Source organism: Spirochaetae bacterium HGW-Spirochaetae-1, assembly GCA_002839375.1.
GTDB lineage: Bacteria > Spirochaetota > UBA4802 > UBA4802 > UBA5550 > PGXY01.
Window position 1 is genome coordinate 372,155 of the sequence record PGXY01000007.1, and the last position, 12,668, is coordinate 384,822.

A 12,668-nucleotide genomic window follows, 5' to 3' on the forward strand; every position below is an offset into this window, starting at 1 on the left:
TCTGACTGCAACAGTGCCTTTGCACAACGAGAAGCTTCTGAGTGAGGATAAAATGGCTGAAAAAAGGAAATACCAGCGGTATGCCTGCAAGCTGAAAGCAAAATACGACTATTATGAAGGCAATCCCGATGATATGGACATTGCAACAATCACTCCCATAAAAGGGGATGGATATATTCTTGATATAAGCCAGGGCGGGCTTTTTATTATTACAAATGAGCGGGTCGCCATAGGCATGCCCATACGAATTAACTTCAAGACTAAAAAAGAAGACCATAGCATAATGGGCAAAATCATCCGGACGGGCCTTTTAAAAAACAACCCGTCGGAAGTAGCGCTGAAATTCGCCCGTTTTTCCGCCAAGGGAGATGCCTATATCGCCATCGAGTTCGATGAAACCATTCCCGAAATCTCGGACAAGGACATATGAAGCACAAGATTATCCGGATAGACAGCATTGCTGAAATCGATACATCAAAAATCAACGTGTATGACCTCAATAACCGCTATATCGATCCCCGGGGAAACATATACGGACTTAAATATGACCGCCTCAGGAAAAAAATTGAGATAATCCGTCTTGTCAGAACCCTTACCGATGAAGCACCGGTCATGCAGCATAAAATCATCCAGAAAAAAATCGATGATACCCGTAATATAGTCGAGGAAGAGGACTATGAGGAGGAGCTTGACGGGGATATGTCCGTGGAAGAAGAACGTATCTTTGATCCTCTCACCCTTGTCAACGAAACGCTGCGCATGATGGACTCACACCGGGAACGGCTCAAGGGCATCATGATGAACATAAAGAATTCCAATGTATTCCCCAAGGAGAACAAATCGGAAAGCATCGAGCTGGAAAACATCTTCCGAAACATGGAAATAGACGGCATCCAGCATTTTGAAAAAGTTGACAACTATGAACGCGAACTGACCAGTTATCCCCGGTCCATCACCTATTACCAGGCGAAAGTGGATACCCACGGCCGGCAGGTAATCGAGATGCTGGGCGGCAACAATGAACGCATCCTCCGTTTCATCCACTTTTACGAGATGTACAATTCCATCACCGCCCTGTACAGAAACCTGCGGAAAATCCTAACAACCCTGATAGAATTCGTGGCTGTCAAGGACGTGGAAAACATGAAAACACTTACAGCCTTTGAACGGCAGAGCTTTGAGGATGCCACGGTTTCCATCGATAATACTATGCGTGAGATTGACCGTATTCTCGACAGCATGGTACCCATGGGCGAATACCTGCAGGATCCCGAAAACTTCTGATCAGAAGCTGCCCGATACGGCAAAGTACACCCCACCGTGGCTGGGATTTTTCGTTATGTCCCAGGCATACATGAGGTTCAGGATGACACGGCTGTACAGGGCCGTTAACCGCAAACCGGTCCCTCCTTTATAGTCCCATTCCCGCGTTTCCTGCCGGAACAGGCTGCCGTCGATGAAGGGGCCCATAAAAAGATAATTTTTGGAAACTTCGAATTCCAGATCCAGCCCTGCAGTGTTGATAATCTGTGCCGCAGTATAATCGCCGAAAAAACCCAGAAGGTGTTCGTTATATACATAGGCAAGGTGCATTCGATCCGCCGATGACGTGAAAAACCCGTAGTATCCGGGAACAAGCCGGAGCCATGTCACGGGAAAAACCGGGTACTCCGCAGTGACAACGGCGTCGGCGTAAAAAATATCGTTGTATGTCTCATATCCGCCGCCGCCCTTCAGCCTGACATGCCAGGTGTCACGCCGCTTTCCCGACTCCTCACCGTTGCCCAGGGACGCTTCGCCGTTCAGCCGTATATCGGAATAAAGACGCCTTGTCTCGCCGCGGTAATCCTTTATCCATACCGGGGCTCCGCTGAGAGAAACACTGCACTGCAGCATCTCCATGGTAAAACGATATCCCAGCGAGGGAACCACGGTGATGGTACTGTACTCCTGCTGCTGCCGTGTTTCCCAGGCATCGATCTTCATGCCGGAATAGAGTTCCATGAACAGGGCGCTGCTATGATCACTGCCGAAATAGTAGAAGATAAAATCGCCGTCGGCCTTCCTGAGCTCACCGCTTCCGATACCGACACCGGCACGGACATCCAAAGCCGACGCATCAAAGGCGTAATAGTATCCGGCAAAAGGGTTTATTCCATAAAACAGGTCCGACCCTATTCCCCCGTAAAACCTGCCCCTCGCCTTCACGGCATCGACGACAAGAAATACATTGCCCGAATCGGTTATTTCGATGCCGGCCCTGACATCGTCCAGCGCAAACCGGTCCCTGGCCTTCGCCAGCCTTTTGCTGAGAATATTCCGGTTATAGCTTTCTTCAGATTCCGGCATGAGCATTCTCTCCACTTCCTTCGCCGTCGCTTCGGGAATGCCACGGACCACGGCCCCCTCCAGAAGGGGCTCGTGGATATAGACAACCATGACGGCATCATCGTGAACCTCTATCCTCCCAACCACGGCCAGGGAATAGCCGTGACGCCGGTATTCATTTTCGATAAGCGTTCCCAGGCGCCGCATGTCATCATCGGACAACTCGCCGTGGAACTGCCGCAGAATATGATCAATGCTGAATGAAGAGACCCGCCCCTCAACCTTCACGGAACGGACCTCGCGTCCGTAAACCGTCAGGGTGCATAAAAACAGGAGTGCGCATGCAAGACTCATGATTCCATTTCGTATATTCATAACCACATTTCCTTCATTATCCATGATTGCGCATTCGTAACACACATCACACAAACTGTCCATTTTTTTTCGTGTCGTTTCTATAAATAACCACTCATCCCTGTGGTGCTCTTTATAATTATTACTGAAATAAAAACCATGCCCCATCATAGAGTTTAATATTTTGCATTAATCTCTTGACCTCATTTATGCTGAAATTTATTATACACAGATAGATTGCATACCGCAGGTTCCGGACATCATGTCCCGCTTTCCTGCGCTTCATATACAGGGAGGACGTAATGACAGCGCTGTATATTCTATCCGGCATAGCCGGTATCATCATATTGATCATACTCCTCAAATTTGCCCAGCTCTTCGTCGGCAACCGCCGTACAGAACGGGAGCGGTGTGAGCTTCGTGATAAAAATATTTCTTCCATGGGTGCCGTGGAAAAATTGTCCATTCTCCCCCTGGTCGATTTTTTTACCGACGATGAAAACCTCAGAACCGAAGCAGGCGTCTCTTACCTCATACGGGCCGATGAAACAAAAATACTTCTCGACACGGGATTCAACAGAAACGGCGAACATCCATCTCCCCTGCTCCACAATATGACGGCGCTGAACATTGACCCGGAAAAAATCGATATGATATTCATAAGCCACCTGCATCTTGACCATGTGGGCGGACTCAGGGACAGCAGAAAAAAAACCTTCAGTATTTCACAGGGATTTGTTCCCCTGAGAAAAATTCCCGTCTATGCTCCGGGAGAAGTAGCAGCATCGCAGTGGAACCCCGGCCCCCGCGTCATCGAAGTGACTGAACCCGAGGTTTTGCAGAAAGGAATCGCAACCCTGGGGGTCATCCCGCGGAATCTTTTTCTCATGGGCCCCGTTTACGAGCAAAGCCTTGTCATCAACCTTAAGAAAAAGGGCCTTGTCGTCATCATAGGCTGCGGGCATCAGACCATAGAGCGCATACTGGACCGCGTTGCGTCAGTTTTCGATGAAAAGGTATATGCCATCATCGGCGGGCTGCACCTTCCCGTAAACGGCGGTAGAATTAAACTGGGTCCCCTCGATATACAAAATATGGTAGGCTCCGACCGGGTTCCCTGGAAGGGCGTCACGGAAGACGATGTAGCCGGCGCCATCAGGGCCGTTGAAAAAGCCGCTCCTTCATTCATATCTCTCTCTCCCCATGACAGTTCCGACTGGGCCATTGAACAGTTCAGAAAGGCCTTCGGCGACAGGTATCACGACCTGAAAGTGGGGACGAAACTGAAACCCGGCTCCCGTGTTAAAGAAAAGACCCGAATCTGATATAAACCGTTTATTCACTTGAAAAAAAAAGGCCTATTGTCATAAATGCCAGTAATACTGGCCCATGATGTCAGTTGTAAAAAATGATCCTGAAACCGCTGTCAGACAAGTTCATACACTCGGAAGAATTCCGCAGCATGAATATCTCAGCAGCCCCCTTCTCAATCGAGGGGATTGCCCCGTCGTCCTATCCCCTGATCATAGCCTCCCTGTTCCACTCTGTGCCCGGACAGTACCTGGTAGTCGCCGATACCACCCAGAAAATGCATGATCTCTTCCTGGACCTGGGCTGTTTCATCCCGGAACAGTCGCTATACCAGCTGCCGCCCTGGGAAACGCTCCCCTATGAATTTGTTTCCCCGCCGGAAAAAGTGGAACGGGACCGGATAACAGCCCTGTACCGCATGATAGGAGGCAAACCTTCTGTTTTTGTCACCACCATGGAATCCCTTTTAAGGAGAATCCCCCACCGTGACTTCTTCATTAAAAAGGGGCTGTCCCTGAGCATTAACGAAGAGTATCCCTTTGACGACCTGGTAGAAACCCTTGTCTCCTATGGATACACGCGCGAGCCCAGGGTCGAATCATTCGGCCAGTTCTCCATAAAGGGCGGCATCATTGACATCTTTCTTCCTGCCTTCGATAATCCCGTAAGGCTCGATTTTTTCGATGATGCCCTGGAGTCCATCCGGGAATTCGACGCCGTTTCACAGATTTCCAGCGGCAGGCTGGAAAGCATCACCCTCTATCCCCGCAGGGAACTTGTCCTGTTCAGCAGGGAAAAGGAAAAGCTCCTGGCCCGTCTGAAAAAAGCCGGAGATGAAGGATATGAGCTCACCGACGAGATCAGGTCACAGGTTGAGCAGGGAAGCATCGACAGAATAAGCGGTATTGAAGACCTGTTCCCCCTGGCCCTGGAGAGCGATGTGCTGCTGTCATACCTCAACGACAGCGCCCGGATAATCTTTCTCGACACGGCCGAACTCGCGGCAAAACGGAACCTCCTGGAAAGGACCTTCAACGAACTCTATGCGAAAAGACGGGAAAAATTTTTCTGCCTCCCGCCCGTGGAACTTATCAGCGTCAGCGCCTACGAGGAAGCTGCGGCGCGGGCCATCACCCTCCAGACCTTCACGGCCACGCCGGGAGCCCTGAACTGGAGGCTCCGGAGCATTCCCAATTTTCACGGCAAGATAAAATTGCTCCGCGAAGAACTGGACCGCCGTATTGAAGACGGCTGGGACATTATCATCACCACGGGCTTCGAGGGACAGGCCCGCAGGCTCCATGATCTTCTCGCATCCTACGGTCCCGATGATGATTTTGACAGCGTCTCGGAAAATCACGCCATGAATATAATCATATCCCCCTGTCACGAGGGGATAGAGGTTCCGGGAATAAAAACGCTTCTGCTCTCGGACCACGACGTTTTCGGGAAAAGCTACCGCAAGAAAAAGCAATTCAAGAAAAAAAGTTCCCGCCCCATTGAATCATTCCTGGACCTCAGGGAAGAAGACTACGTGGTCCACATCAATCACGGCATCGGTATTTTTCGGGGAATCGAGCGGATGGCCGCCGGCGGCGTTGAAAGGGATTTCCTCCTCATTGAATACGCCGACGGCGACAAACTGTATGTTTCCCTGGACCAGATAACCATGGTGCAGAAGTACATCGGTTTTGAGGGGCGCAGGCCGCGCATTGACGCCCTGGGGAAAAAGTCCGCCTGGAACCGGATCAAGGACAAGGTCCGGGAATCCGTGGCGGAAATCGCCAGGGAACTCATTGAAATTTATTCCCAGAGAAGCGCCCTCAAGGGATTTCAATACCCGCCCGATACCCTGTGGCAGGAAGAATTCGAATCGCTCTTCGAATACGAGGAGACCCCGGACCAGATAACGGCCATTGAAGATGTCAAGGATGACATGGAGAGTGCACGGCCCATGGACCGTCTCATATGCGGCGATGTGGGTTTCGGTAAAACCGAAGTGGCCATCAGGGCATCCTTTAAAGCCGTCATGGCTGGACGGCAGGTGGCAATACTGGTGCCGACCACGGTTCTGGCCATGCAGCATTTCAATACCTTCAAACGCCGCTTTGCCGACTACCCCATATCAATCGACATGGTCTCCCGGTTCAGGTCACGAACACAGATTCTCCAGAGCAAAGACCGCCTGGCCCGCGGCGAGATAGACATCATCATCGGCACCCACGCCCTGGTCACGGGCCACATAAACTTTAAAAACCTGGGACTTCTCATCATCGACGAAGAACAGAAGTTCGGCGTGCGCCACAAGGAGCAGCTTAAAAAAATGCGCGCCATGGTGGACGTACTCACGCTCTCTGCAACGCCCATTCCCCGCACACTCCACATGTCACTGGCGGGAATCCGCGACTTGTCAACCATCGCCACCCCGCCGGAAAACCGGCAGGCCATTGAAACCTATGTCATGGAGGACAATCCCGACATACTGAGAATGGCCATACTGAACGAAGTGGAACGCGACGGCCAGGTCTTCTATGTGCATAACAGGGTGCAGACTATTGACGGCCAGGCGGAGATGCTCCAGAAAATTGTCCCGGGCGTTTCCATCGGCGTGGCCCATGGCCAGATGCATGAACACGAGCTGGAAGAAATCATGATCGATTTCCTTAACAAGAAATACGACGTCCTGGTAAGCACCACCATCATAGAATCGGGCCTGGACATGCCCAACGTAAACACCATCATCATAAACCGCGCCGATACCCTGGGACTCTCGCAGCTGTACCAGCTCAAGGGCCGCGTAGGCCGGTCCATCCGGCAATCCTACGCGTACCTGTTCTATCCCCGCCATTTCACCCTCACCGAAGAGGCCCAGAAACGACTGCAGGTTATCGCCGAATATTCCGAACTGGGAAGCGGTCTGAAGATAGCCATGAAGGACCTGGAAATCCGCGGCGCGGGGAACATCCTGGGAAGAGAACAGTCGGGCAGTATCATGGAAGTGGGCTTTGAGCTCTACTGCCAGATGCTTGATGATGCGGTACGGCGCCTGAAGGGCGAAAAGCCCTCAACGATATATCGCACGCCGGTCTTCATTAAGACGGACTTTTTCATACCCGACACCTATATGGCCGACCAGCGCCAGAAAATCGAATTTTACAAACGATTCGAATCCTGCGAAAACATGGATGAGGTGGAACAGCTGAAAAATGAACTCACGGACCGTTTTGGCCCCCCTCCCCCGGAGGTCAATATCCTCATTGAACTGGAGGAAATCAGAACGCTGGCGTCGCAGTTGTTCATTGACGAGATACTGGAGCATTCCCATGCGATAAAAATAAGGATATCGGGCCAGTCCGCCATAAACATGGAAAAGCTGGTCCGGCAGATAGCCGAGGATGACCGGCTTTCCATGGACCCCCGTGACAATGTTACCCTTGTCTTTGTTCCCCATGCCATGGAGACAGAAAAAAAGCTTTCAGAGCTAAAAAAATGGTTGCAACAAATATCTTAACCTGTAGTGTCTTGCTCAGTTTCGTGAAAGTCATGAGAATACGGCATTCCATCCTCTGACTTCTTCTTGAATAACAACATAAACAACAAAATCAACAACATACTGTTGCATAAACTCTATACAGGAAAGGAATTATTGTATGAAATCAAAAAAAATCTATCTTCTGTCAATTTTTCTTATGGCTGTTACGGCATTCTCATGCAGTCAATTCGGGTCTAAAAACTGGGCGGTAAAAATAGACGATGACACTATCTCCATGGAGGAATTTGAACGTTTTTACTATACACAGAACAAGCTTCTCCTCAATATCGATAAAAATGAAGAAATTGATAAACTGGCCGCAGATCCGTCTCTCCTCAATCCGCAGCTCCAACAGTATATCATAAAGGCTAACTTTCTTGACCATCTTGTAGCACAGCGCCTGCTGTATAAAAAAGCCCTTTCCGACAAATCGGTGAGCCAAAAAGAACTGGAAACTATCCAGGAAATTGCGAAAATGCAGGCTGTCGCCACCTACTATCTCGGCACCCAGCTGAAAGACTCCATTACTGTTACTGACGAGGAAGTGGATAAATTCTACCGGGAGAACATTCAACTCTTTAAGGGCGTTCCCATGAATGATTCGGTCATAAGCAGGATCAAGCAACAGATCTTCATGCAAAAATCGAGCGCGCTGTCCAACCAGTATATAATGAACCTCCTGGCCGAGAGCAAGGTCAACAAGGAAGGTTTTAAAAACTATATGAAGGAACAGGAAGCTAAAAAAGGCAAGGACGAAGCATCCAAGTCCACTGAGGGAGAAACCGCTCCCAAATAAACATTCCTTCTATTAAACCGGCGCAACAGCATGTGTCAAGCCATGCATTATTGCCGGTGGCATAATGATCCCAGAGCTGCAATTCCCGGAATTGCAGCTTTTTTTATATTTGACATTATTAAATATCTATTATTATCATATATTATCATAACAAGGGAACATGGATAAATCATTATATGCATTTCCTCTTGTGGGCGCCCATATTTGAAAAATCAGTTTTTTGAAAAAAGCCTGATTTTAAAAGTGCCGTGATGAAGCGCAGAGAAAGTGATGCGGGCATATTTTCACCCGTCAGTTTAACCGGATTAAGGGAAAACAGATGTTTATAAAATACGGTTAAACTCTGCCGGAATTTTGATGAAATTTTATTTTATACTGGTCCATGCCGTCGGATTTGTCGATGCAAAGAACAGTATGATACTTTACTAAAGTACGAGGTATAAACATGTCACAGGCAAAGAATAAGAACCACCTGATTTTCGCACTAACAGCATGTTTTCTTATATTCGCCCTTTCCTGTTCTTCTACAAAAAAGGCCGTAAAATTCAATAAAAAAAGCATGCCGGTCAATTCCAGTATCGCCGTGGTTATTGACAGCAAAAGCAACCTGAAAAACGTTGTCCTGGTGAAATTCCTCGCCAAAGGCTTTAATGTAAAGGCTTTCAATGCCACCGACATGTATCAAATGAGTGATATATACGATATCAAGGACCTGAAAAAACTTTCCTACAGCTCTTCGGCCGATGAGGCAAGCAGCCTGCTTTCCATGCAGAAATCCTACAGCAACCTGTACAAGCTTCATTTTTACAACTATGAAATAAACAAGGCCGAGCTCCTTACGGAAATAAAAGGCAAGTGGGGAGTGGATTATCTCATTGTTCTCGACCTGAAGGACTGGGAGGAAGTAAGCTGGGGAAGAGCCATTGATCTCCGGACCTATGACATTGTCTGGCTTGAAAATTATCCCAACCAGTATGGCGACAACATTGAAACAATCATGGATCACTTTATCGAGAGCATGATCGGCAAGTAGATGAAAAGAATCGTCTTATTGACAATCTTGTCTATCTGCCTCATGGGGCTCATGGCACCTATCGCCCATGCTCGTCCCACCATGGCTTTTGGTTACCTGGCGAATAACTCCAACGATGACAACTTTGACTACCTGGAAACCATTTTCCCCAATTCATTCGCCAATTCGCTGAAGAACATTTTTGACATCAATGCCATAAAACCACATAGCCTCAACGAAGAGTTGAAAAAATACAAGCAGGAGCTGAAAAAATACTATCAGGCTTATGAACTGCCCGAGCTGGTGGAAAAAATCGATTCTGATCTTTTTATTTACGGTAACTTCACACCACTCCCCAACAACCAGATAAAAATCGTGCTGCACCTCTACGCTGAAGACTCAAAAAGGATTTTTACCTTTACCAACGTGGGAAAAATGGAGACGGAAATATTCCGACTCGTGGATCGAATCACCATGATACTCCTCAATTTCATGGATAAAGACAACCTTTTCATCACAAAGATCATCGCCCCCAGTGCCCGGCTTGCCTTTTTCACGAATCTTGAAGGTGATGAGCTCAACCAGTTCTATTTCCCCTTCATGCAGACGGGCTACGGTGTTTCATACTTCCAGGGCAACGAGCTCTACAATAAACTTACCGTGGATGACATGCAGGCCTTTTCCAATGTAGCTACAAGGGAGAACAGCTACGATATCATTACGGACATGAGAAAAGTCCGCTTCCTCTATGGAACCTGGAGTGGGAATTACCACGATGAAAGGACCAGAGAATTACGGGAAAGCTTTACCGCCAATGATCTGAATTACCTGAAATCAAAAGAAGCCATTCTGGAAACCATCAATAAAACCTATAATGGTTCCATCGATTATCTGATAATTGCCGGATTCGATACATCAAGAAGCAGAGCCTGGGTTCGCTGCATTGATCTGAAAGAAAAAGACCTGGTATGGATGCAGACCGATATCAAGGGAGGATCTATTAAGGAAATCGGGGAAAACATGATCAAACGCATGAACACCAAAATAGAAGATCCTTTTAAAGAACAAATCGAAAAAAATAAATAACGAGACATTCCCCCGATATTATCGCATTCTTCTTTTAATGGTAAGCTCTGCGGCCTTTTCATACTGACCGGTCTTCCGGTACACATCGATAAGCGCTTTGTTAATCTGAGGATCCTGGTCGCTGACCTTTTTCGCCTCTTCCAGAAAGGAAATCGCCTCCTTCACATTCCCCATATTATCGCTGGTCACACCAAGATAGTACAGGAGATCGACATCATCCATTCCCCGTTCGCGGGCCATGATCAGTTCCTTATAGGCTTCACGGTAATTTTTTATTTTATAAAGGGCTTTCCCATACACGAAGTGGAGGCCCGCATCATTTCTGCCCAGACCCATGTTCCGCATTCCCGCGATCTCCCCGTAATATCCCTGCTGCATCAGTTCCGCCAGGACCTTTTCCAGTTCCTCGCGGGTGATATCAGCCCCTTCAAGCGATGCCACGATAAGATCCGCCCCTTCACTCTTCTTCCCCATTCTCATATAGCACTGCCCGGCAATACGAATAATATCCAGGTCATGGGGAAAAACGATGATTATATCCCTCAGGTAGCCTTCCAACTGCTCATAGTTTTTCTCCTCCAGGAGTTCACTGCTTTTCCTTTTTACGTCCTCCAGGGTAGTGTGGCGATATTTTTTATAATAGGTCGTAATATAAAAGCGGTATACATCCATGCTGTAGAAGTACGAAGCGGCAAAAAGGCCGATTATTGAAAAAAAGACCAGGGTTTTAAATATGCGTCGTATCATGGTTATCCTTATTCCGGGACATTCACTTGTCTTATTCAGAATAATTCCATCACGGAATAATGCAACAAAATAAATTCAATTGACGGTAATTTAATTCTTGTCATATGAGACTTCAGTGCAATAGTATGCTAACAGGCTTATTCTGGTGTTATTTCTTATAACTAGTCATATCAGCGAAAGAAATCAAACATTATATCTTAACTTTTGCGAGTATTTTGTTTATGAAATTTAGAACTTTTTTCATCACCATTACACTGCTCCTTGTATCGGCAGCATCTCTCATGGCTATCACCGGCACAGAGGCCGTGGAAAAATTCCGGAGCAGGATGTTCGGCATACCCCAGCTGACAGGTATCATCTCCTGGTCCACGGACAATGGTACACCCTACACGGGTAGCTTTAAATATATGAGCCCCGGCAAAATCTATGTAAAATTCACCAATCCCGCTGGAAAGGTGGTTGTTTCCAACGGCAAAAAATTGTGGATATATGATCCCGGCAGCAACGTATGCGGCGTCCAGGAGCTGGCTCCTGGCCAGTCAGGAGGAATCGCCGGTCTCATCAACGGCTACACGGGAATCGTGACCTCACAGGGTACTGGCTACACGCTGAAACTGAAAAACAGCGAACGCAGCTACCCGGAGATAACCCTCATTCTGGATTCCACCTTCTTCCTGAAAAAGGCCATCCTGAGAAATAAAGAAGGTGACAACCTGCGGTTTTCATTGAGCAATATCGACACATCGGCGACCATAATGCGCGGGATTTTCGATTTTAACGTGCCGGCCAATGCCCAGGTCGTAAAAAATCCATTGCAGATAAAATAGACGAAACTGTGAGAAGAGCATCTATCATCACGATATTTTTATTCCTGACACTCATCCTGTCCGGTGCAGCGGCACGTTCCGAGGAAAAGGAATTGCGAAAGGTTCTTTTCTATACTTATGTCGGGCCCGTCATGGGTTTTGGATACAATCACATCAAATACAAGGAGTGGAATCAGGCAACCAGCCTGTATGGAACGGAATATGTCAGCGGCCCCCATTTCAACGGAGGATGCGCCTTTAATCTCCACGCTGAAAACTTCATCGGCGACTTCCGCATCGAGTATATGTACAATTTGAATGACGGCAACCATGTCATCACTCATTTTTTCTACTCCATTTTCGGGAAATATCGGTGGCCTATAAACGAAATGTTCGGGATCACATCGGGCCTGGGAATTTATTTTGAAACACCGCCGTCCAATACCAATTACAATGGCTGCGCCGGCCTCCAGGTTCCTGTTGGGGTCATGGTCAAAACATCCTTTGACACCAGGCTCTTCGCCGATTTCGTCACGCGTTTCGGATACTACGGCTACGATGACAACAACGCCAAGATCAAACTCAGCGACAGCTCCTACAAGGTATCCTACGGTCTGCAGATAGGGTTCCTCTTTAAAGTCGGCCGATTATAAATTCACTTCCGTAAATCCCCTTTTACCCCAATTTTTTCAAGAA

General features: G+C 47.9%; 11 protein-coding genes. 9 read left to right on the forward strand and 2 right to left on the reverse strand.

Annotated features, from left to right (window positions below):
- Positions 1-19: 19 nt before the first annotated feature.
- Positions 20-430: a hypothetical protein gene (locus CVV44_15185; protein PKL37685.1), complete on the forward strand. Its 411-nt coding sequence runs from the start codon at positions 20-22 to the stop codon at positions 428-430.
- A complete protein-coding gene (locus CVV44_15190) occupies positions 427-1,284 on the forward strand; it encodes a hypothetical protein (GenBank protein PKL37686.1) in 858 nt (285 codons plus the stop codon). Before CVV44_15185 ends, CVV44_15190 begins: the two co-directional genes overlap by 4 nt.
- Here the strand turns inward: CVV44_15190 and CVV44_15195 are convergent, their stop codons facing one another.
- Positions 1,285-2,853 carry a hypothetical protein gene (locus CVV44_15195; protein ID PKL37687.1) on the reverse strand — a complete coding sequence of 523 codons (1,569 nt, stop codon included), beginning with the start codon at positions 2,851-2,853 and terminating at the stop codon, positions 1,285-1,287.
- Between the two features lie 131 nt (positions 2,854-2,984).
- On the opposite strand from CVV44_15195, the gene CVV44_15200 reads away from it, so the two are divergent.
- From CVV44_15200 to CVV44_15220, 5 genes are all read left to right on the forward strand, one after another.
- Positions 2,985-4,007, forward strand: a complete 1,023-nt coding sequence (locus CVV44_15200; GenBank protein PKL37688.1) for an MBL fold metallo-hydrolase — start codon at positions 2,985-2,987, stop codon at positions 4,005-4,007.
- An 83-nt stretch (positions 4,008-4,090) separates the two neighbouring features.
- The gene (gene mfd / locus CVV44_15205; GenBank protein ID PKL37689.1) at positions 4,091-7,504 is read left to right on the forward strand and encodes a transcription-repair coupling factor; all 3,414 of its coding nucleotides are present in this window, start codon (positions 4,091-4,093) and stop codon (positions 7,502-7,504) included.
- Positions 7,505-7,643: 139 nt separating this feature from the next.
- Positions 7,644-8,321: a hypothetical protein gene (locus tag CVV44_15210; protein PKL37690.1), complete on the forward strand. Its 678-nt coding sequence runs from the start codon at positions 7,644-7,646 to the stop codon at positions 8,319-8,321.
- A gap of 445 nt (positions 8,322-8,766) precedes the next feature.
- Positions 8,767-9,354: a hypothetical protein gene (locus CVV44_15215; protein ID PKL37691.1), complete on the forward strand. Its 588-nt coding sequence runs from the start codon at positions 8,767-8,769 to the stop codon at positions 9,352-9,354.
- Between the two features lie 51 nt (positions 9,355-9,405).
- Positions 9,406-10,419, forward strand: a complete 1,014-nt coding sequence (locus CVV44_15220; protein ID PKL37692.1) for a hypothetical protein — start codon at positions 9,406-9,408, stop codon at positions 10,417-10,419.
- A gap of 18 nt (positions 10,420-10,437) precedes the next feature.
- Here the strand turns inward: CVV44_15220 and CVV44_15225 are convergent, their stop codons facing one another.
- The gene (locus CVV44_15225) at positions 10,438-11,166 is read right to left on the reverse strand and encodes a hypothetical protein (GenBank protein PKL37693.1); all 729 of its coding nucleotides are present in this window, start codon (positions 11,164-11,166) and stop codon (positions 10,438-10,440) included.
- Between the two features lie 221 nt (positions 11,167-11,387).
- On the opposite strand from CVV44_15225, the gene CVV44_15230 reads away from it, so the two are divergent.
- Together CVV44_15230 and CVV44_15235 are read left to right on the forward strand one after the other, a co-directional pair.
- On the forward strand, positions 11,388-11,993 hold the full coding sequence (locus CVV44_15230) for a hypothetical protein (GenBank protein ID PKL37694.1): 606 nt from the start codon (positions 11,388-11,390) through the stop codon (positions 11,991-11,993).
- A 92-nt stretch (positions 11,994-12,085) separates the two neighbouring features.
- On the forward strand, positions 12,086-12,625 hold the full coding sequence (locus tag CVV44_15235; protein PKL37695.1) for a hypothetical protein: 540 nt from the start codon (positions 12,086-12,088) through the stop codon (positions 12,623-12,625).
- Positions 12,626-12,668: the final 43 nt, after the last annotated feature.

Coding starts and splice junctions, on each gene's coding strand:
- CVV44_15190 (PKL37686.1), top strand. CDS start 427: ATGAAGCACAAGATTATCCGGATAGACAGCATTGCTGAAATCGATACA.
- CVV44_15195 (PKL37687.1), bottom strand. CDS start 2,853: ATGATGGGGCATGGTTTTTATTTCAGTAATAATTATAAAGAGCACCAC.
- CVV44_15200 (PKL37688.1), top strand. CDS start 2,985: ATGACAGCGCTGTATATTCTATCCGGCATAGCCGGTATCATCATATTG.
- mfd (PKL37689.1), top strand. CDS start 4,091: ATGATCCTGAAACCGCTGTCAGACAAGTTCATACACTCGGAAGAATTC.
- CVV44_15210 (PKL37690.1), top strand. CDS start 7,644: ATGAAATCAAAAAAAATCTATCTTCTGTCAATTTTTCTTATGGCTGTT.
- CVV44_15215 (PKL37691.1), top strand. CDS start 8,767: ATGTCACAGGCAAAGAATAAGAACCACCTGATTTTCGCACTAACAGCA.
- CVV44_15220 (PKL37692.1), top strand. CDS start 9,406: ATGGCACCTATCGCCCATGCTCGTCCCACCATGGCTTTTGGTTACCTG.
- CVV44_15225 (PKL37693.1), bottom strand. CDS start 11,166: ATGATACGACGCATATTTAAAACCCTGGTCTTTTTTTCAATAATCGGC.
- CVV44_15230 (PKL37694.1), top strand. CDS start 11,388: ATGAAATTTAGAACTTTTTTCATCACCATTACACTGCTCCTTGTATCG.